The sequence below is a fragment of the Streptococcus sp. NSJ-72 genome (genome assembly GCF_014334035.1).
In the GTDB taxonomy this organism is placed as follows: Bacteria; Bacillota; Bacilli; order Lactobacillales; family Streptococcaceae; genus Streptococcus; species Streptococcus constellatus.
The window spans coordinates 932,590-951,725 of the sequence record NZ_CP060489.1; the positions used below are offsets into that span (position 1 = coordinate 932,590).

The following is a 19,136-nucleotide window of genomic DNA, read 5'->3' on the forward strand; positions in this document are numbered from 1 at the left end:
TTACATGTCAGCTAGGCTGATAACAAGAACGGGTTTTATACATAATTGTCCTAGTCGATAGCAAGCATTCATTTTAGTTTGCCTGTTATCCTCGTTGATGGTTTTAATCGTGGCTTGTGAATGGCTCCATTAAGGCAAATAGCTGCAAAGATTACATTATCGAAAGAGATTAATCAACCAAATAATGAAATAAAATCCAAGAAAAATAGCGTGCCATTTCCAATAGAGTACAATCAGTCCGATTGTTTCGCGAATCCAAGCTGATGGGAGAAAATAAAGAGCAGTCCTAGATCCGATGCTTCGCCCTTTTAAGCCAAGTTTTCGCATGTAAATACCAGCTCGCAAAGAGTGGAAAGAATTGGTGATGACCAAGCAATAGTAATTTTCCTTACTTTTTTCGTCTAAAATAGTTTTGCTAAACTGCAAATTTTCTAAGGTATTGGTTGACTGCCGTTCAATTATAATATCCTCTTGTGGAATACCTACTTGCCTTAAATATTGCGCCATTGCTTCTGCTTCTGCTATTGGTTCATCGACACCTTTTCCTCCAGAAACGACAATTTTGGGATAGTTATGAAATTTTTCATACATCGTCTTCCCCTTTTCGAGTCGTTGAGCGAGAAGAGGCGGTATTCGGTCACCAATCAATCCTGAGCCTAAGATGATAAGATAGTCCGGACGTTTTATGACGGGGAATATATTATAAACAAAACCGTAAAGGATATAGGACGTATAAAGATAGCTACCATAAATTAGAAGTCCATTTGTAAGAGATAGAATCTTATGAAGAAAGATAAAATGAGGGAAGAAAAAAGTAAGCACTAGGGAAAGAGCAATGGTGATACCATAAAAGAGGGAAAGGAGATTAGCTATATGCCTACCCTCATAAATCATCATCTGCCGGCCATTAAAAATGAGATAACTAGATGAAGCTATGACACTCAATGGAATGAAAAAGGCTAGGATGAGTAAAATAAGCATTGTTAGATTTCTATTGGCAAGTTGCTCAATATGGACTACAAAACGACCAGAAATAATTAGGGCGAATAAAATAAGAATGATACTAAAGAAATATGCATGGAAGAGTCGCCTTGGCTCTATATAAAATAAAATGAAAAAAAGCAGAGCAGGAAGAAACCAAACAAGATGCAATACCATATCTAGATAACAAACCTTTCAAACAAATTCCATTTTAGTATAGCATAAAAGTTCTTATAAAAAGTAGATTTCAAAAACAATGAGCGCAAAAAATTGAAATTTTTAGTAAAAGTGTGGTATAATGTTTTCATGTCTTGGGGTCGTTACGGATTCGACAGGCATTATGAGGCACATTTTGCGACTCATCAAGCGGATGTAAAGCGCCAGTTAAATATAACTGCAAAAAATAATAATTCTTACGCTTTAGCTGCCTAAAAAACAGCCAGCGTGACCAGATTCGGATCGCTCGTGTTCGATGACAGGTCTTAATAATAGCGAGATACGATTAAGTCTTGTCTAGGGACTTGATAAGAGATTAATAGACTCGCTTGGCTTTGGCTTGAGTTATGTGTCAAAGCGAAGTTAAATCCAATACATAACCTATGGTTGTAGACAAATGTGTTGGCAGGTGTTTGGACGTGGGTTCGATTCCCACCGGCTCCATTTATAAACGTGGAAGATTACTCAAGAGGTTTAAGAGGCTGTGTTGGAAACGCAGTAGGCGTGTAAAAGCGTGCGTGGGTTCGAATCCCATGTCTTCCGTTTTGGTACAAAACGCTCATTGGTGGCGTTTTTTTACTAGAAGATAAAATGAGTGAGAAACGAATTCACTCATTTATTTTTTGAAAAATATTGAAATTTTTCTGAAAAGTAGTAGACTGTTACTAGAAAGTTTGGAGGTTTCTTGTGAAATTATATGTACAATTGATGATTATTTTTTCGATTTCTTTGATAGGAGAAGGGATTTCCTATCTTTTTCATTTGCCGATTCCAGGAAGTATTATCGGTTTAATTTTTCTCTTTTTGGCTTTGCAATTTAAGATGTTAAGATTGCGGCATGTGAGCATGGTGGGAAACTTTTTATTAGCCAATATGACGATTCTATTTTTGCCGCCGGCTGTAGGAATTATGGATAAATTTCATGTCATTGCTCCTTATTTATTGCCGATTGTTTTGATTATTGTCGGAGCGATTGTCATTAATGTGATTGTCATTGCTGTGGTTGTTCATTTGATTAAAAATCGCTTTGAAGGCGACTACGGAGAAGGAGAAACAAGAAATGTCTAATTTGTGGGGCAATCCCTTATTTGGTTTGGCTTTATCGATCTTTGCTTATTTAGTAGGAATGCTGATATTTCGCAGATTTCCTCATCCATTGACAACTCCTTTGCTGCTCGCCACCATATTTGTTATTGTATTTTTAAAATTGACAGGAATTTCCTACAAGAATTACTATGTTGGTGGGGCCTATTTAAATAATCTCATTGTGCCATCAACGGTTGCGTTAGGAATTCCTTTGTATAAAACATTTCATCTCATGAAACACCACGCCAGAAGCATTTTGCTTGGTACTTTTGTAGCAGTAGTGGTTAATACCAGTTTTACAGCTTTGGTCGCAAAGGCTTTTGGAATGGATTTTTTCTTAGCCATTTCACTCTTTCCAAAATCAGTCACAACAGCTATGGCGGTTGGAATTACGGATAAAATGCAAGGGCTAACGACAGTGACTTTGGTGGTCGTAGTAGCAACAGGAATCTTGACAAGTGTGATAGGTCCGACTGTTTTAAGAATTTTAAAAATCAAAGATCCAGTTGCAGTGGGTTTAGCTCTTGGAGGAACGGGTCACGCTGTTGGCACTGGAACAGCTTTTAAATACGGACAAGTTGCAGGAGCTATGGCTGGTCTGGCTATTGGAGTGACAGGGATTATGTATGTCATTGTCAGTCCGATTGTCGCAAGTATTATTTTGAAATAGAAAGAGTTAGAACGACTTGTCATTTTTAATAGAATAAAAAATCTTGTACTAAAAAACTTTTCTGCCCTATTTCCTAAAAAACATGGTATAATAGGGAGTAAAAACTTTTTGATAGAAAGACAGTTATGGATTTAAAAGATTATATTGCAACCATTGAAAATTATCCACAAGAAGGAATTTTATTTCGTGATATTAGCCCATTGATGGCAGATGGGAATGCATACAGCTATGCCATTCGAGAAATTGTTCAATATGCTACAGACAAGAAAATTGACATGATTGTTGGTCCAGAAGCGCGTGGTTTTATTGTTGGATGTCCAGTAGCTTATGAGCTTGGTGTTGGTTTTGCTCCAGTACGTAAGCCTGGGAAATTACCCCGTGAGGTTATCTCAGCTAGTTATGAAAAAGAGTACGGTATAGATACCTTAACAATGCATGCAGACTCCATCAAATCTGGACAACGTGTACTGATTGTTGACGACCTCCTTGCAACGGGCGGAACGGTTAAGGCAACGATTGAGATGGTTGAACGACTAGGTGGTATCGTTGCAGGCTGTGCTTTCCTTATTGAATTAGATGAGCTTAAAGGTCGCGAAGCAATTGGCGACTACGATTATAAGGTTCTCATGCACTATTAAGATATAAGTGAAAGCCAGATCCTCTTTAAGCGAAAATGTCATTTTAAATTAAGAAATTATTAGCTGTCGACATTTTAAGATCTGAGAATATCTTGATTTTGAATTTAATGCCGCAAAAAATAGTGACGGAAACACAGTTGTTGCGCTAGATCCCCATATCCCAGAAAATTATTTCAACTCTATGTTTGCGATGGAATCTAGCTGAGGCACTGTTCTTCAACAATTGTATCAACTATGCTGTTTACCAAGAAACGCCATTTGACTGGAAAAATGCAGCTAATGTCGCTTTCTTGTTTGCTTATTTATAAGAGGTGTTATGACTTATTTATCAGCGTATAAGACGGGCAATTTAGTATTGCCAACAGAGCTTCTTTTTCATTTTCATGAGATATTTGATAATAGTGACGACTTTTTGGTTTGGCAGTTTTTCTATTTACAAAATACAACGTCATTAGAAGAGATTTCTCCTAATCGGATTGCGGAAAGTATTGGGAAGTCAGTCACAGAGGTCAATCGTTCTATGTCAAATTTGACAGAAAAAGGGTTGTTGCAGTACAAAACGATTGTACTTAATGGTGAGATTGAGGCTGTTTTTGATGCACTGCCAGCACTTGAACGATTGGATGAAATTGTAGAAAGTCACTCAACGGTCGTACAGCCTATTTCTCAAAATAATTTAAAAGACTTGGTTGAGACTTTCCAAAGAGAATTAGGTCGTCTCTTGACACCATTTGAAATAGAAGATTTAACAAAAACAATTCAAGATGATAAGACCAGCCCAGAACTCGTCACAGCTGCTCTTCGAGAAGCTGTTTTTAACGGCAAAGCAAATTGGAAGTATATCCAAGCCATCTTACGAAATTGGCGTCGTGAAGGTATTACAACAGTAAGCCAAGTCGAAGCGAAGCGAGAGGAACGTGAAACGACCAATCCGCAAAATATCACCGTTTCAGATGATTTTTTGAATGCTATGGATTTGTGGCGTGATTAAGATGTCGAAGTTTATTTTTCATGAAAAATTGAGCATGAAATAAGTAATAGTAAAAAATGATAATGAAGGCTCTATAATTTCTGTAGTGATAAAATCCACTTCAGAGATGATAGAGCTCATTTTTGATGCTGATTTATCCAAAGTTGAGTCTCTAGTCAATGATTGAAATAGTAGGAGAATATAGAAAACTGAGTATAAAAATGCCAATGCCTAATCATTTGAATGAGAGAAATTTTTAAATTTTTCAGAAAAATATTTAGTTATTCCTTCTAAAAGCATTTTAGATTTTTCCATTAAAACTAAAAAATACAAGCGTTTTAAATAAAAATCAGAAAAAGGATTGCTAAAAATGAAAAGGTAGTATAGAATGGAATTATTGAGAAATAATATATTAAAAGGAGTCGTTATATGAACTACAAAGAAGTTTATGAACAATGGCTAAACAATGATTTCTTCGATGAAGAAACGAAAGCTGATTTGCTGTCTATTCAGGATGATGAAGCTGAGATCGAAGATCGATTCTACAAAGGTCTTGAGTTTGGGACCGCTGGTCTTCGTGGGAAATTGGGTGCTGGTACCAACCGTATGAATAAATACATGGTAGGAAAAGCAGCCCAGGCATTGGCTGAAACCTTGAAAGACCATGGTGAAGAAGCGATTAAAAGAGGTGTTGCAATCAGCTATGATGTCAGATATAAATCAAAAGAATTTGCTGAGTTGACCTGCTCTATCATGGCTGCTCACGGCATCAAAACCTATATTTACAATGGGATTCATCCTACGCCAATGTGCTCGTATGCAATTAGAAAATTGTACTGTAAAGCAGGAGTTATGGTAACGGCTAGCCATAATCCACAAGAATACAATGGCTATAAAGCGTATTGGGAAGAAGGTTCACAGATTTTGGATGACATTGCAGGCCAAATTGCAGGTCACATGGATGAAATTGTCAACTTTGAAGACATCAAATCTATTCCTTTTGAAGAAGCTTTGGAAAGTGGTCTTGCAAATTATATTGATGCATCTGTCGAAGAAGATTACTACAAAGAAGTTCTTAACTTGACCATCAATGAAGATGTTGATAAATCTATCAAAGTTGGCTATACGCCTTTGAATGGTACAGGAAACATTCCGGTTAGAGAAATTTTAAAAAGAAGAGGTTTTGAAAATATCTATGTCGTGAAGGAACAAGAATTTCCTGATCCAGATTTTACAACCGTTGGTTATCCAAATCCAGAATTTCCGAAAGCATTTGCTTACTCTGAAAAGCTTGGAAAAGAAAATAATTGTGACATTTTGATTGCCAATGACCCAGACTGCGATCGTGTTGCGCTGGAAGTAAGAAATGCAAACGGTGATTATGTCTTTTTAAACGGAAATAAGATTGGTGCTTTGCTTTCTTATTATATTTTCTCACAACGTTCTGCTCTCAATAATTTACCTGAAAATCCTGTCATGGTGAAATCTATTGTTACAGGTGATTTGTCTAGAGCGATTGCGAAGAAATATGGTATTGAAACAGTAGAAACCCTGACTGGATTTAAAAATATTTGTGGCAAAGCCAACGAGTATGATCGTACTAAAGAAAAAACGTATGTTTTCGGTTACGAAGAAAGTATCGGTTTCTGTTATGGAACATTTGTTAGAGATAAAGATGCTGTCAGTGCTTCTATGATGATCGTGGAGATGGCTGCTTACTTTAAGAAACAGGGTAAGACTCTGTTAGATGTTTTAAATGATATTTATGCAGAATTTGGTTTCTATAATGAAAGACAAGTTTCTCTTGAGTTAGAAGGTGTAGAAGGTCAAGAGAGAATCGCTCGAATGATGGAAGAATTTAGAGAACATCCTTTGACAACAGTTGGAGCAATGGAACTTGAAAAAGTGATTGACTTTAAAGATGGCTACCTTGATTTTCCAAAACAAAACTGTTTGAAATATTACTTTAAAGATGGTTCATGGTATGCACTCAGACCGTCAGGGACCGAACCTAAAATCAAACTATACATCTATTCAATTGGTAAAGACGAAAAGGAAAGTGTTGAAAAACTCGATCTCATCGAAAAGGCTTGCCGAGAAAAAATGGATAGCGTGAAATAGGTGCAGTACATATAAAAACTTGAAGTTCTCTTTTGAGAACTTCAAGTTTTTTTGCGTCTTAAAGACTAGTCGAATGTTTTGGTTGTACTTTTTGTTCTGGATAGATATAATTCATAGCATTGTTGATGGCTGTAGGAGCTTCCCCAAGACCAGTTGCAATCAAATCAATTTTACCATCATAGCTGCAACAATCTCCAGCAGCATAGATCCCTACAACAGAAGTTTCTTGTTTGCTGTTCACAATAATCTTATGACGATTAAGCTCCAATCCCCAGTTTTTTAAGTTCCCAACAGATGATTTAAAGCCATAATTGACAAACAGTTGATCCAGCGGAAGAAGCTCCTTTTCATCACTCTTTACTTTAGTGATTTCAAGATGAGTAAGTTTGTTTCCTTCGCCGATAAGCTTATTTGGTACAAATGGTGTTTTGATTGTTACATTTGAAGTTTTTAATTCATTCACACTATGTTCTAAAGCTCGGAAGGTGTCTCGACGATGGATGATATGTGTCGGAGCGATTTTATCAAAAGCAAGTGCCCAATCCACTGCAGAATCACCACCTCCTAGAACCACAATGTTTTGTCCAGCGTATTGATTGATATTGGAAACGTGATAATGAATGTTTTCAAATTGTTCTACATTGTCCAAATCAAGTGAGCGAGGTTTAAAAGCTCCACCTCCCATGGCAATTAAAATTGCTCTTGAAATGTGTTTTCCTTTACTTGTCGTCAAGGAAAACAATCCATCATTTTTTTCAATATCTAATACTGTCTCATCAAGGTGAATGCTTGTTTCAAACGTTTTCAGTTGCTCAATTAAACGTTCAGTCAGTTCTTCACCAGTTAAATCAGTAAAACCAGGAACATCCAGAATTTTCTTTTCAGGATAGAGAATGGCTGGCTGTCCACCGAGCTGAGGAAGTGAATCAATCACATTCACCTTTGCTTGACGCATGTGTGCATAAAAAGCAGCAAAAAGTCCCACGGGACCTCCACCAATGATCGTAATATCAAAAATTTCAGACATGATTTCTCCTTAAAATGATAACGTATTTCTATTTTATCACAAAATGTAGGAAAACTATAAAGAATACGTGTTAGCAGGCATGAATTATGATACAATAGTTACAGATTATATTATTAATTAAGGAGAAATACATGCAAGCAGTTGCACATTTTATTGAAACATTTGTTCCAAATCACTATACGATTTTTTTAGATTTGAATCGGGAGCAAAAAACATTTACAGGTAAGGTAACTATTAGCGGAGAAGCAAAAGGTGAAAAAATCTCACTTCATCAGAAAGATTTAGTGATTCAATCTGTCGAAGTAGCTGGTCAATCACGCCCATTCTCTGTAGATAATGAAAATGAAGCAGTTTATATTGAGCTTGGTCATTCAGGAACTGTTGAAGTAACTCTCTCTTATACAGGTAAAATTACAGATAATATGACAGGAATTTATCCTTCTTACTATACTGTTGATGGAGTTAAAAAAGAAGTGCTTTCTACTCAGTTTGAAAGTCATTTTGCGCGTGAAGCTTTTCCAAGCGTAGATGAGCCAGAAGCAAAAGCAACTTTTGATCTTTCTTTGAAATTCGACCAAGTAGCAGGAGAAATAGCGCTTTCAAATATGCCGGAAATTGATGTAGAAAATCGGAAAGCAACGGGTATCTGGACATTTGCAACAACGCCTCGTATGTCTTCTTACCTCTTAGCATTTGCAGCTGGCGATTTGCAAGGTGTTACAGCTAAAACAAAGAATGGTACTTTGGTGGGGGTATACTCTACTAAAGCCCACCCTGCTTCAAACTTAGAGTTTGCCCTAGATATTGCAGTTCGCTCTATTGACTTTTATGAAGAATATTATGGGGTGAAGTATCCAATTCCTCAATCCTTACATGTAGCTTTACCAGATTTCTCTGCAGGTGCTATGGAAAATTGGGGCTTGGTCACTTATCGTGAGGTTTACCTCTTAGTAGACGAAAATTCAACTGTTACTAGTCGTCAGCAAGTAGCTCTTGTGATTGCTCACGAATTGGCGCACCAATGGTTTGGTAACTTGGTCACAATGAAATGGTGGGATGATCTTTGGCTCAATGAAAGCTTTGCTAACATGATGGAATATGTCTGTGTGAATGCCATTGAACCAACTTGGAACATCTTTGAGGATTTCCAAACAAGTGGCGTTCCTCTGGCTCTAAAACGGGATGCGACTGACGGTGTTCAATCTGTCCATGTGGAAGTAAAACATCCAGACGAAATCAATACCTTATTTGATCCTGCGATTGTTTACGCTAAAGGAAGTCGTCTCATGCACATGCTTCGTCGTTGGCTAGGAGATGAAGCTTTTGCAAAAGGCTTGAATGCTTATTTTGCCAAACATCAATATGGTAATACAATTGGTCGTGACTTATGGAATGCTCTTGGTGCAGCTTCAGGACGTGATGTAGCAGCCTTTATGGATTCGTGGCTAGAACAACCAGGCTATCCTGTTTTGACAGCGATTGTGGAAAATGATACTCTCAAAATTTCTCAAAAACAATTCTTTATTGGTGAAAAAGAAGAAAAAGGTCGTCTATGGGTTGTACCATTGAATAGTAATTGGACTAGTATCCCAGATACTCTAGAAACAGAAACGCTTGAAATTCCAAATTATACAGCTCTTGCAGCTCAAAATGAAGGAGCACTTCGTTTTAATACAGAAAATACAGCGCATTACATTACTGATTATCAAGGCGAATTGCTAGACAATATTTTGGCAACTATTACAGACTTAGATAATACAAGTAAGTTGCAAGTGGTGCAAGAACGTCGTTTGTTGGCTGAAGCTGGTTTTGTTTCATTTGCAGATTTGATTCCAGTGGTTGAAAGATTAACTAATGAAACATCTTATCTTGTGGTATCTGCAGTGAAGTCTGTGCTAACTAGTTTGAAGATTTTTGTGGATGAAGGGACAGAAACAGAGGTTGCTTTTAAGAAATTACTTGTTAAGCTGAATCAAGCTAACTTTGACCGACTTGGTTTTGAAGCTAAAGCAGGCGAAACAGATGAAGATGAATTGGTTCGTCAAATCGTTGTAGCGAATATGATTGCGGCTGATGATGAAAAAGCGAGTCAAAAAGCTAGCCAAATTTTTGAAGCTTATCACGATACTTTGGAAAAACTTCCTGCAGCCACTCGCTTGCAAATTTTGATTAACCAAATCAAACGCCATGAGACAAAAGAATTGACCGATAAATATTTAGCAAAATACATTACAACGGTTGACGGCAACTTCCAACGTCAATTGGCTTCGGCTCTTTCTTATACGAAGAACGAAACAACACTCACTCATCTTTTAGAAGAATGGAAAAATAAAGATATTGTAAAACCGCAGGATTTAGCAATGAGCTGGTATTTTACTTTCTTACAACATGATTTCACACAAGGAACTGTCTGGACTTGGGCGCGTGACAATTGGGATTGGATTAAGGCAGCTCTTGGTGGAGATATGAGTTTTGACAAATTTGTCATTTATCCAGCAAGTACCTTTAAGACGCATGAACGTTTAGCAGAATACAAAGCCTTCTTTGAACCACAATTATCTGATTTGGCAATTAGCCGTAATATTAGTATGGGAATCAAAGAAATTTCCGCTCGTATTGATTTGATTGACAAAGAAAAAGCAGCTGTTGAAGCAGCAATCAAAGCGACAGTATAATAGTATAAAAAAGGTTGAATGCGAATTTCAGCCTTTTCTTATTGTATTTCGATATTTTATTAAAAATGATAGTTTTTGAAAGAAAATGCTTGACTTTGAAATAAATTGGTGTATAATGAATCTGTAAACGATTGCAGGAAGGGGTGGAATTATCTTAAAATCAGAGCGAAAACAGGTAATTTTAGAGGAAATTAATCGTCATCAAGTTGTTTCACTAGATACTTTAGTGCGTCTATTAGACACGTCTGAATCGACAGTTCGTAGAGATTTAGATGAATTGGAGAGTGAAAGAAAACTACGCCGAATTCACGGTGGTGCAGAAAATATTCATTTCCTTCAAGAGGAAGAAAGCAATCAAGAAAAATCTATCAAAAACGTTCAAGATAAATTACGAATTGCTCAAAAAGCAGCGGAATTGATTCAAGAACAAGATGTTATTTTTATTGATGCTGGAACGACAAATGAATTGTTAGTGAATGAACTTTCAAATAAACATATGACAGTTGTGACCAATTCTATTCACCATGCGACAAAATTAGTTGAGAAAAACATTCCAACAGTTATTATCGGAGGGGTGGTTAAAAGCTCAACAGACGCTAGTATCGGGGGGGTTGCTTTGAATCAAATTGGTCAGTTGAATTTCAACAAAGCCTTTATTGGTATGAATGGAATTGATGAAAATTTCTATACAACACCTGATATGGAAGAAGGAGCAGTCAAACGAGCGATTCTTGAAAACGCCAAGCAGACCTACATCTTAGCTGATGCTTCAAAAATCGGTCATTCCTCTTTCGTGAAAGTCGCCCCTATCAAACGTGCTAGCATTATTACGAGTGCATGTGCCAATGAGCAATTGGAAAAGATAAAAGAAAAAACGGAGGTTATTGAAGTATGATTTATACTGTTACGCTTAACCCTTCTATTGACTATATTGTCCGTTTGGATAAGGTCAATGTTGGAAGCGTGAATCGTATGGAAAGCGATGATAAATTTGCTGGTGGCAAAGGCATCAATGTCAGTCGTGTGCTCAAACGTTTGGGAATTGATAACACAGCGACTGGCTTTATAGGTGGTTTTACTGGAAAATTTATTACTGATACCTTGGAAAATGAAGCGATTGCGACTAATTTTGTTCAAGTGTTAGAGGATACGCGCATTAATGTGAAAATTAAAGCAGATGCTGAAACAGAAATCAATGGAACGGGTCCGACCGTCTTACCAGAGCAATTAGCAGAATTGAAAGAGATCCTTTCAGGACTGTCAGAGCAAGATACAGTGGTGTTTGCAGGATCAAGTAACAAAAATCTGGGGAATGTCGTCTATAAAGAGTTGATTCGTTTAACAAGACAAACCGGCGCACAGGTTGTTTGTGACTTTGAAGGACAAACACTTATTGATTCACTGGAATTTCAGCCATTATTGGTCAAACCAAACAATCATGAACTGGGTGATATTTTCGGAGTAAAGCTGGAAAAGCTGGATGAGATTGAGAAATATGCTCGTGAAATTCTAGCCAAGGGAGCCCAACATGTCATTATTTCTATGGCAGGTGATGGAGCACTTTTGGTAACAAAGGACGGAGCATATTTTGCAAAGCCAATCAAAGGAATCGTAAAAAATTCTGTTGGGGCTGGTGACTCCATGGTTGCAGGCTTTACTGGTGAATTTGTTCGTTCAGGAAATCCTGTTGAAGCTTTTAAGTGGGGAGTAGCTTGCGGGACTGCAACAACCTTCTCTGATGATTTGGCGACAGCCGATTTCATTAACAAAACGTATGAAAAAGTAGAGGTAGAAAAAATATGAAGATTCAAGACTTACTGAGAAAAGATGTAATGTTGCTTGATTTACAAGCGACTGGAAAAACAGCTGCTATTGATGAAATGATTCATCGTTTAGTTGACAGTGGTTATGTGACAGATTTTGAAACATTCAAAGAAGGAATCTTGGCTCGTGAAGCTTTAACGTCAACAGGCTTAGGTGACGGAATTGCCATGCCACACAGCAAAAATGCCGCAGTAAAAGAAGCATCAGTTCTTTTTGCAAAATCAAACAAAGGTGTGGATTATGAAAGTTTAGACGGGCAACCGACAGATTTATTCTTCATGATCGCTGCACCAGAAGGAGCGAATGATACTCACTTGGCTGCACTTGCAGAATTGTCCCAATACCTGATGAAAGATGGATTTGCAGATAAACTTCGTCAAGTGACTTCACCAGACGAAGTGATTGCGTTATTTGACCAAGCGTCTGATAAAGCAGCAGAGTCTGCAACGGTAGAAACGGCAAGCAAAGATGGTGATTTTCTTGTTGCAGTTACAGCATGTACAACAGGTATTGCACATACTTATATGGCTCAAGAAGCGCTTCAAAAGGTAGCCGCCGAAATGGGAGTTGGTATCAAAGTCGAAACCAATGGTGCCAGTGGTATCGGAAACAAACTGACAGCAGAAGATATTCAAAAAGCAAAAGCAGTTATTATTGCAGCTGATAAAGCTGTAGAAATGGATCGATTTGATGGGAAACCACTGATTAATCGTCCGGTTGCTGATGGTATTCGTAAAACAGAAGAATTGATTAACTTGGCATTGTCAGGAAAAGCAGAAGTATATCATGCAGCCAATAAAGCAGCTGCGTCCTCTTCAGCGAATGCAGCAGGCGGTTTCTACAAACACTTAATGAGTGGTGTTAGCCAAATGCTTCCATTTGTTATTGGTGGTGGTATTATGATTGCTATTGCCTTCTTGATTGACCAAGCGATGGGAGTTCCAAAAGATCAATTGGCAAATCTTGGAACTTACCATGAGCTTGCAGCTATGTTTAAGAATATTGGTGGTTTGGCTTTTGGCTTTATGCTTCCTGTTCTTGCTGGTTATATCGCTTATTCTATTGCTGAAAAGCCAGGTTTGGCACCAGGGTTTGTAGCAGGTAGCATGGCTTCAGCAGGTCTTGCTTTTGGAAAAATTCCATTTGCAGCAGGCGGGAAAGCAACCCTTGCTCTTGCTGGCGTCCCTTCTGGTTTCCTTGGAGCCCTAGTGGGTGGTTTCCTTGCAGGTTACGTTGTAAACTTTCTTAAAAAAGCCTTGAGTGGTCTTCCAAAATCACTAGAGGGCATCAAGTCTATTCTACTTTACCCGCTGTTGGGAATCTTGCTAACTGGTTTCTTGATGTTATTGGTGAATATTCCAATGGCAGCTATCAATACTGGATTGAATAGTTTCCTAGAAGGTTTATCTGGTAGTTCAGCTGTCCTTCTTGGACTCGTTGTAGGTGGTATGATGGCTATTGATATGGGTGGTCCTTTCAATAAGGCGGCCTATATTTTTGGTACAGGAACTCTTGCAGCAACTGTTTCAACAGGTGGTTCAGTTGTGATGGCAGCAGTTATGGCTGGTGGTATGGTTCCTCCTCTAGCAGTCTTTGTTGCAACGCTTTTATTCAAAGACAAATTCACCGAAGAAGAACGTAATTCAGGTTTGACAAACATTGTTATGGGGCTATCATTCATCACTGAAGGTGCCATTCCATTTGGTGCTGCTGACCCTGCTCGCGCTATTCCAAGCTTTATGGTTGGCTCTGCCTTAGCAGGTGCCCTTGTCGGCATGGCTGGTATTAAACTAATCGCACCGCACGGAGGTATCTTTGTTATTGCACTTACTTCAAATGCTCTTCTCTATATCATCTTTATCTTGATTGGCGCAATTGTAAGTGGTGTGCTATTCGGAGCACTTCGTAAACCATTGAATAAATAATGATGAGTTTCATCATTCTAGGAGTTGGAGAAAAAATTCTCTGACTCCTTTTTAATCCTAAAAGAAACATTGGCAGAAGATGATTTTCATACTGATTAAAATAGTCAGGTGCTGGAAAATATGATATAATTTTACTAACGCATATTTTGAGGAGAAACGAAATGGAATTACAACGTGAAAAAGAATTTGTTAGTCAATATCATTATGATGCTCGTAATTTAGAATGGGAAAAAGAAAATGGAACTCCAGAAACAAAAGTGGACGTCAATTTTCAATTGTTAAATCAAGATCAGGAAGGGCAAGTGACCTCTATTGTTGTAATTGTGAGCTTTATGATTGTCTTTGATGCTTTTGTCATTAGTGGAACAATCTCGCAAGTCAATCATATTCTTGGGCGAATTGTGAACGAACCGAGTGAATTTGAGCAGGATGAGGTGGAGCAATTAGCTCAGCCAAGTTTGGCTGTATTAAATCGTTTGACCTATGAAGTAACAGAAATCGCCTTAGATTTACCAGGCATCAATTTGGAGTTTTAATGCATGAAATTAGCTGTAATTACTGATTCGTCAGCATATTTAAATAATAAAGTAGCCGAAAATGAGCATTTATTTGTCCTAGATATTCCCGTTAGTATAGACGGGGTTGAGTATATTGAAGGAAAAAATCTTTCTGCTAGTGAATTTTATCAAAAAATGGCAGCTTCTAGTGAATTGCCAAAGACGAGCCAACCGAGTATTGCTAGCTTAGTAAATATCCTTTCTTTAGTAGAAGGACAAGGTTATACTCATGTCATTGGTTTGTTTTTATCGAGTGGAATTTCTGGTTTTTATCAAAATATCCAGTATTTGAAAGATGAATTTCCAAGTTTAGAAATTGCTTTTCCGGATTCAAAAATCACAAGTGCGCCACTTGGAATGATGGTGGAGCATATTTTGAACTGGACTAAACAGGGATTATTGTTTGAACAAATTTTAAACAATCTTGAAGTTCAAATTAAGGGAATTGGTGCTTTCATCATGGTAGATGACTTAAATCACTTGGTGAAGGGTGGTCGTTTGTCTAACGGTGCTGCAATTCTTGGAAACTTGCTCAGTATCAAACCAATTCTTTACTTTAATGACGAGGGAGTCATTGAGGTTTATGAAAAAATTCGTACCGAGAAAAAAGCTACGAAACGTCTGGTTGAGATTGTCAAAGAACAGACTGCACAAGGAAATTACCAGGTGATGATTATTCATGGAAATGCACGGGAAAAAGCAGAACTTCTACATAAATTATTAGTAGAAGAGCGAATTACTGGAGAAATTCCCATTGCAACATTTGGCAGTGTGATTGGAACTCATTTGGGAGCAGGAAGTATTGCTCTTGCTTATATCCCGATTGTCTAAGGTGCAATTCGCCTATCCTAAAAGGCTTTATGGGAAATGCCTATAAGTTGGTGATAGAGCGTATTAAGAGCATGGCTTTGCTTCTGTGGTTAGAGTGATTGGGATGAAATTACAAAGTTCATCGAACCTTCACAGGCAAGATGGCTAGGAGATATGCTTGCTCCTAATTTTGCTAAGGGATAGATTTTCCCGATAGTGTGTTCAATTAAGTTTAAGTAGTAAATAATTTTCAAATGAGCCACATCATGATTAGAAAAATATGACGATTGGAATATTTATTATGAGATTAGAAAATCTGCCTTCTGAATTTCAGGAGGCTTTACCAGTATTAAAGAAGATCAAGAATGCCGGTTTTGAGGCGTATTTTGTCGGTGGGTCAGTCCGCGATGCTTTATTGAATCGACCGATTCATGATGTGGATATCGCGAGTTCCAGTTATCCAGAAGAAACCAAACGTATTTTTGAACGAACGATTGATGTTGGGATTGAGCACGGGACAGTTTTAGTATTAGAGGACAATCATGAATACGAAGTGACGACTTTTCGGACCGAGGATATTTATGTAGATTATCGTAGACCTAGTCATGTTACCTTTGTTCGTTCTCTAAAAGAAGATTTAAAGCGGCGCGATTTTACGATCAATGCTTTGGCTTTAGATGAAACAGGGAATGTGATTGATTTATTTGAAGGATTGAATGATCTAAAACATCAGATTTTACGTGCTGTAGGAACACCTTCGGAGCGTTTCACCGAAGATGCCTTGCGTATCATGCGAGGATTTCGTTTTCAGGCTACTCTGGGTTTTGCGTTAGACAAAGACACATTCAATGCCATGAAAATGTGTGCTCCGCTATTAGAAAAAATTTCTGTAGAGCGGACTTTTATTGAATTTGATAAATTACTGACAGCGTTTTATTGGCGTAAAGGATTGAAAAGTCTGATTGCCAGTGGTGCAACGGATTATTTACCTGACATGCGCAGCAGCCAATCACAATTGGAAACGATGTTTGATGTTGAAGCAGATTTTAAATTTACGAGTTCAGAGCAAGCCTGGGCTGCTCTTCTAATGGTTCTTCAAGTAAAAAATGTTAAAAAATTCCTAAAGCATTGGAAAACTTCAAATGAATTTCAAAAGCGTGTAGAGCAAATTGTTATGATTTATACTATTCGCCAAACGCATTTTCTGAATAAGGAAGAATGCTATCGTTTTGAGTTGGACTTGATGATACAAGCAGAAGAAATTCGTCAAGCACAGGGATTAGCTGTTGATTTTGAAAAGATTTATCTTACTTATAATTCACTAACGATTCATGATAAACATGAGATTGTCGTCAATGGTGGCCTGTTAATCAAAAAGTTTGGTTTTAAGCCTGGACCTGCTTTAGGACAGCTCTTGACTGAGATTGAGATGGCTATTGTGAATGGCGTCTTGGACAACTGCCTTGAAGCTATTTTAGCTTTTGTAGAGGAGAAAAGATGAGTGACTTTATTGTTGAAAAGTTGACTAAAACGGTAGGAGATAAGACTGTTTTTAAAAATATTTCCTTTATTATTCATGGTTTTGATCGCATTGGCTTGATTGGGGTTAATGGAACTGGAAAAACAACTCTTTTGAACGTTCTGTCTGGAAAATCTGGATTTGACGGGGATGTCAATCCCTTTTCTGCTCATTCAGACTATAAAATCGGTTACTTAACTCAAGAACCGCACTTTGATGACAATAAAACGGTGCTAGATACAGTTTTGTCTAGTAATTTACGAGAAATGCAGCTCATTCGTGAGTATGAGCTACTACTATCTAACTATGATGAAAATAATCAGTCTCGTTTAGAGAAAGTGATGGCTGAAATGGATGCTCTTCAGGTCTGGGAAATCGAAAGTCAAGTTAAGACAGTTTTGTCTAAGCTGGGGTTGAACGACTTATCTGCTAAGGTTGGCGATTTGTCAGGAGGTTTGCGACGTCGAGTTCAATTAGCACAAGTTCTGTTAGGAGATGATGACTTATTGCTCCTTGATGAACCAACCAACCATTTGGATATTGATAGCATTGAATGGCTGACGAATTTTTTGAAGAATTCCAAAAAGACAGTTCTTTTTATTACCCATGATCGTTATTTTTTAGATTCTGTTTCAACTCGAATTTTTGAGTTAGACAGTGGTAGTTTAGTTGAATATCAAGGAAATTATCAAGATTATGTTCGTTTGAAAGCCGAACAGGATGAGCGTGATGCTGCTCTTTTACATAAAAAGCAGCAACTGTATAAGCAAGAGTTGTCCTGGATGCGCCGTCAGCCACAGGCCAGAGCAACCAAGCAGCAAGCACGGATCAATCGTTTCCATGACCTTAAGCAAGATTTAGCGGGTCAGGCAACTGACAGTAGTTTGGAAATGAATTTCGAAACCAGTCGTATTGGTAAGAAAGTGATTGAATTTAAAGATGTTGACTTTGCTTATGGTGACAAGAAGATTCTTTCTCATTTTAACTTATTGATTCAAAATAAAGATCGGCTTGGAATTGTGGGTGATAACGGTGTTGGAAAATCTACTTTGCTCAATCTGATTGCTGGGAAATTAGCACCTCAATCTGGTCAACTTATGATTGGTGAGACAGTTCGTGTGGCTTATTTTTCACAGCAAATTGAAGGATTAGATGGGTCTAAACGTGTTATCAATTTCTTGCAAGAAGTGGCTGAGGAGGTTAAAATAGGCAATGGAACAACATCAATTGCGGAACTATTGGAGCAATTCCTCTTCCCGCGCTCTACTCATGGTACTTTGATTGAAAAGCTTTCTGGTGGAGAGAAAAAGCGTCTTTATCTACTGAAACTTCTCTTGGAAAAGCCGAATGTCTTGCTTCTTGATGAGCCAACCAATGATTTGGACATTGCAACTCTGACGGTATTGGAGAATTTTCTGCAAGGTTTTGCTGGACCAGTCATTACAGTCAGCCATGATCGCTATTTCCTTGATAAAGTAGCAGATAAGATTTTAGCTTTTGAAGAGGGAACTATCAGAGAGTACTTTGGGAATTATACGGATTATTTAGATGAAAAAGCTTTTCTGGCTGAGAGTTCTGCCATTTCCAAAAAGACTGGAAAGGAAAAGCCAGTGAAGGTGCGTGAGGAGAAGAAACGCATGAGCTATTTTGAAAAGCAGGAGTGGGAGTCTATTGAGGGTGATATAGAGAAACTTGAAGAGGAAATTGCAACTATTGAGCGGAAAATGCTGGAATATGCTTCGGACTTTGGTCGACTCGCTGAACTCCAAAAAGAACTGGATGTTAAAAATGATTTCCTTTTGGAGAAATATGAGCGCTACGAATACTTGAGTGAGTTAGTATAGAATTAACAGCTACATATATGTATCATGAGTATCATTACATATTTAAATAAGCTCTATTTACAAATCCTATAAAATTTGGTATAATACCAATTAATTAAATAAGAATCCGCAAGACTAGTAGCTTAGGGGAAGTTTGACAGGGAGAAGAACCAGAGACTGAGAGTTTTTTAGATGAAAACTAGGTAAATTCACTTGCAAAGGGATTTAGAATTAAGGTCTGGAAAACCAGATGAAAACGGATGGTACCGCGTGTCAACGCTCCGCTTATGGAGT

15 protein-coding genes, 1 tRNA gene, 1 other RNA gene and 2 pseudogenes are annotated in these 19,136 nt (G+C 37.8%); 17 read left to right on the plus strand and 2 right to left on the minus strand.

From position 1 onward, the window contains the following. Nucleotides 1–156 precede the first annotated feature (156 nt). Complete coding sequence (locus tag H8787_RS04575; RefSeq protein ID WP_187328326.1) at nucleotides 157–1,158, minus strand: YdcF family protein; 1,002 nt, start codon at nucleotides 1,156–1,158, stop codon at nucleotides 157–159. A 136-nt stretch (nucleotides 1,159–1,294) separates the two neighbouring features. On the opposite strand from H8787_RS04575, the gene ssrA reads away from it, so the two are divergent. The 9 genes and pseudogenes from ssrA to H8787_RS04620 all read left to right on the plus strand — a co-directional run bounded on the left by ssrA (nucleotide 1,295) and on the right by H8787_RS04620 (nucleotide 6,682). After that, nucleotides 1,295–1,644: a transfer-messenger RNA gene (gene ssrA / locus H8787_RS04580) on the plus strand. An 8-nt stretch (nucleotides 1,645–1,652) separates the two neighbouring features. Beyond that, nucleotides 1,653–1,740: transfer RNA gene (locus tag H8787_RS04585), tRNA-Ser, on the plus strand. 144 nt (nucleotides 1,741–1,884) lie between these two features. Next, nucleotides 1,885–2,265, plus strand: a complete 381-nt coding sequence (locus H8787_RS04590; protein ID WP_003040069.1) for a CidA/LrgA family protein — start codon at nucleotides 1,885–1,887, stop codon at nucleotides 2,263–2,265. Continuing rightward, nucleotides 2,258–2,953, plus strand: a complete 696-nt coding sequence (locus H8787_RS04595) for an LrgB family protein (protein WP_003040138.1) — start codon at nucleotides 2,258–2,260, stop codon at nucleotides 2,951–2,953. The genes H8787_RS04590 and H8787_RS04595 overlap by 8 nt, the downstream gene beginning before the upstream one ends. Nucleotides 2,954–3,078: 125 nt before the next feature. Next, entirely contained in the window at nucleotides 3,079–3,591 is a 513-nt protein-coding gene (locus tag H8787_RS04600; RefSeq protein ID WP_006267445.1) for an adenine phosphoribosyltransferase, read from the plus strand. Between the two features lie 47 nt (nucleotides 3,592–3,638). Further along, nucleotides 3,639–3,737, plus strand: a pseudogene (locus H8787_RS10270) (homoserine O-succinyltransferase); the annotation flags it as partial. Nucleotides 3,738–3,739: 2 nt separating this feature from the next. Further along, a pseudogene (locus H8787_RS04610) lies at nucleotides 3,740–3,899 on the plus strand (homoserine O-succinyltransferase); the annotation flags it as partial. 8 nt (nucleotides 3,900–3,907) lie between these two features. Then, complete coding sequence (locus H8787_RS04615) at nucleotides 3,908–4,582, plus strand: DnaD domain-containing protein (RefSeq protein ID WP_006270564.1); 675 nt, start codon at nucleotides 3,908–3,910, stop codon at nucleotides 4,580–4,582. A 408-nt stretch (nucleotides 4,583–4,990) separates the two neighbouring features. Then, the gene (locus H8787_RS04620; RefSeq protein ID WP_187328327.1) at nucleotides 4,991–6,682 is read left to right on the plus strand and encodes a phospho-sugar mutase; all 1,692 of its coding nucleotides are present in this window, start codon (nucleotides 4,991–4,993) and stop codon (nucleotides 6,680–6,682) included. A gap of 58 nt (nucleotides 6,683–6,740) precedes the next feature. On the opposite strand, the gene H8787_RS04625 is transcribed toward H8787_RS04620, so the two are convergent. Then, nucleotides 6,741–7,709 (minus strand): NAD(P)/FAD-dependent oxidoreductase, encoded by a 969-nt coding sequence (locus H8787_RS04625; protein WP_126441300.1) that lies wholly within the window; start codon nucleotides 7,707–7,709, stop codon nucleotides 6,741–6,743. A gap of 131 nt (nucleotides 7,710–7,840) precedes the next feature. On the opposite strand from H8787_RS04625, the gene H8787_RS04630 reads away from it, so the two are divergent. From H8787_RS04630 to H8787_RS04665, 8 genes are all read left to right on the plus strand, one after another. Continuing rightward, a complete protein-coding gene (locus H8787_RS04630; protein WP_187328328.1) occupies nucleotides 7,841–10,384 on the plus strand; it encodes a M1 family metallopeptidase in 2,544 nt (847 codons plus the stop codon). 151 nt (nucleotides 10,385–10,535) lie between these two features. Then, the gene (locus H8787_RS04635; protein ID WP_037566155.1) at nucleotides 10,536–11,279 is read left to right on the plus strand and encodes a DeoR/GlpR family DNA-binding transcription regulator; all 744 of its coding nucleotides are present in this window, start codon (nucleotides 10,536–10,538) and stop codon (nucleotides 11,277–11,279) included. Next, nucleotides 11,276–12,187, plus strand: coding sequence for a 1-phosphofructokinase (pfkB, locus tag H8787_RS04640; protein WP_049476661.1), 912 nt, complete (start codon nucleotides 11,276–11,278; stop codon nucleotides 12,185–12,187). The genes H8787_RS04635 and pfkB overlap by 4 nt, the downstream gene beginning before the upstream one ends. Beyond that, complete coding sequence (locus tag H8787_RS04645) at nucleotides 12,184–14,133, plus strand: fructose-specific PTS transporter subunit EIIC (RefSeq protein WP_006270594.1); 1,950 nt, start codon at nucleotides 12,184–12,186, stop codon at nucleotides 14,131–14,133. Before pfkB ends, H8787_RS04645 begins: the two co-directional genes overlap by 4 nt. A 161-nt stretch (nucleotides 14,134–14,294) precedes the next feature. Then, a complete protein-coding gene (locus tag H8787_RS04650) occupies nucleotides 14,295–14,669 on the plus strand; it encodes a DUF1149 family protein (RefSeq protein ID WP_003069715.1) in 375 nt (124 codons plus the stop codon). Between the two features lie 3 nt (nucleotides 14,670–14,672). After that, the gene (locus H8787_RS04655) at nucleotides 14,673–15,521 is read left to right on the plus strand and encodes a DegV family protein (RefSeq protein WP_049476665.1); all 849 of its coding nucleotides are present in this window, start codon (nucleotides 14,673–14,675) and stop codon (nucleotides 15,519–15,521) included. A 280-nt stretch (nucleotides 15,522–15,801) separates the two neighbouring features. After that, nucleotides 15,802–17,001 carry a CCA tRNA nucleotidyltransferase gene (locus H8787_RS04660; RefSeq protein WP_187328329.1) on the plus strand — a complete coding sequence of 400 codons (1,200 nt, stop codon included), beginning with the start codon at nucleotides 15,802–15,804 and terminating at the stop codon, nucleotides 16,999–17,001. Continuing rightward, nucleotides 16,998–18,863, plus strand: coding sequence for an ABC-F family ATP-binding cassette domain-containing protein (locus tag H8787_RS04665; protein WP_187328330.1), 1,866 nt, complete (start codon nucleotides 16,998–17,000; stop codon nucleotides 18,861–18,863). The genes H8787_RS04660 and H8787_RS04665 overlap by 4 nt, the downstream gene beginning before the upstream one ends. The last annotated feature ends 273 nt before the right edge of the window (nucleotides 18,864–19,136 follow it).

Excerpts from the sequence above, each read along its gene's own strand:
- H8787_RS04575 (WP_187328326.1), bottom strand. The coding sequence starts at position 1,158 with ATGGTATTGCATCTTGTTTGGTTTCTTCCTGCTCTGCTTTTTTTCATT.
- H8787_RS04595 (WP_003040138.1), top strand. The coding sequence starts at position 2,258 with ATGTCTAATTTGTGGGGCAATCCCTTATTTGGTTTGGCTTTATCGATC.
- H8787_RS04600 (WP_006267445.1), top strand. The coding sequence starts at position 3,079 with ATGGATTTAAAAGATTATATTGCAACCATTGAAAATTATCCACAAGAA.
- H8787_RS04615 (WP_006270564.1), top strand. The coding sequence starts at position 3,908 with ATGACTTATTTATCAGCGTATAAGACGGGCAATTTAGTATTGCCAACA.
- H8787_RS04620 (WP_187328327.1), top strand. The coding sequence starts at position 4,991 with ATGAACTACAAAGAAGTTTATGAACAATGGCTAAACAATGATTTCTTC.
- H8787_RS04625 (WP_126441300.1), bottom strand. The coding sequence starts at position 7,709 with ATGTCTGAAATTTTTGATATTACGATCATTGGTGGAGGTCCCGTGGGA.
- H8787_RS04630 (WP_187328328.1), top strand. The coding sequence starts at position 7,841 with ATGCAAGCAGTTGCACATTTTATTGAAACATTTGTTCCAAATCACTAT.
- pfkB (WP_049476661.1), top strand. The coding sequence starts at position 11,276 with ATGATTTATACTGTTACGCTTAACCCTTCTATTGACTATATTGTCCGT.
- H8787_RS04645 (WP_006270594.1), top strand. The coding sequence starts at position 12,184 with ATGAAGATTCAAGACTTACTGAGAAAAGATGTAATGTTGCTTGATTTA.
- H8787_RS04650 (WP_003069715.1), top strand. The coding sequence starts at position 14,295 with ATGGAATTACAACGTGAAAAAGAATTTGTTAGTCAATATCATTATGAT.
- H8787_RS04655 (WP_049476665.1), top strand. The coding sequence starts at position 14,673 with ATGAAATTAGCTGTAATTACTGATTCGTCAGCATATTTAAATAATAAA.
- H8787_RS04660 (WP_187328329.1), top strand. The coding sequence starts at position 15,802 with ATGAGATTAGAAAATCTGCCTTCTGAATTTCAGGAGGCTTTACCAGTA.
- H8787_RS04665 (WP_187328330.1), top strand. The coding sequence starts at position 16,998 with ATGAGTGACTTTATTGTTGAAAAGTTGACTAAAACGGTAGGAGATAAG.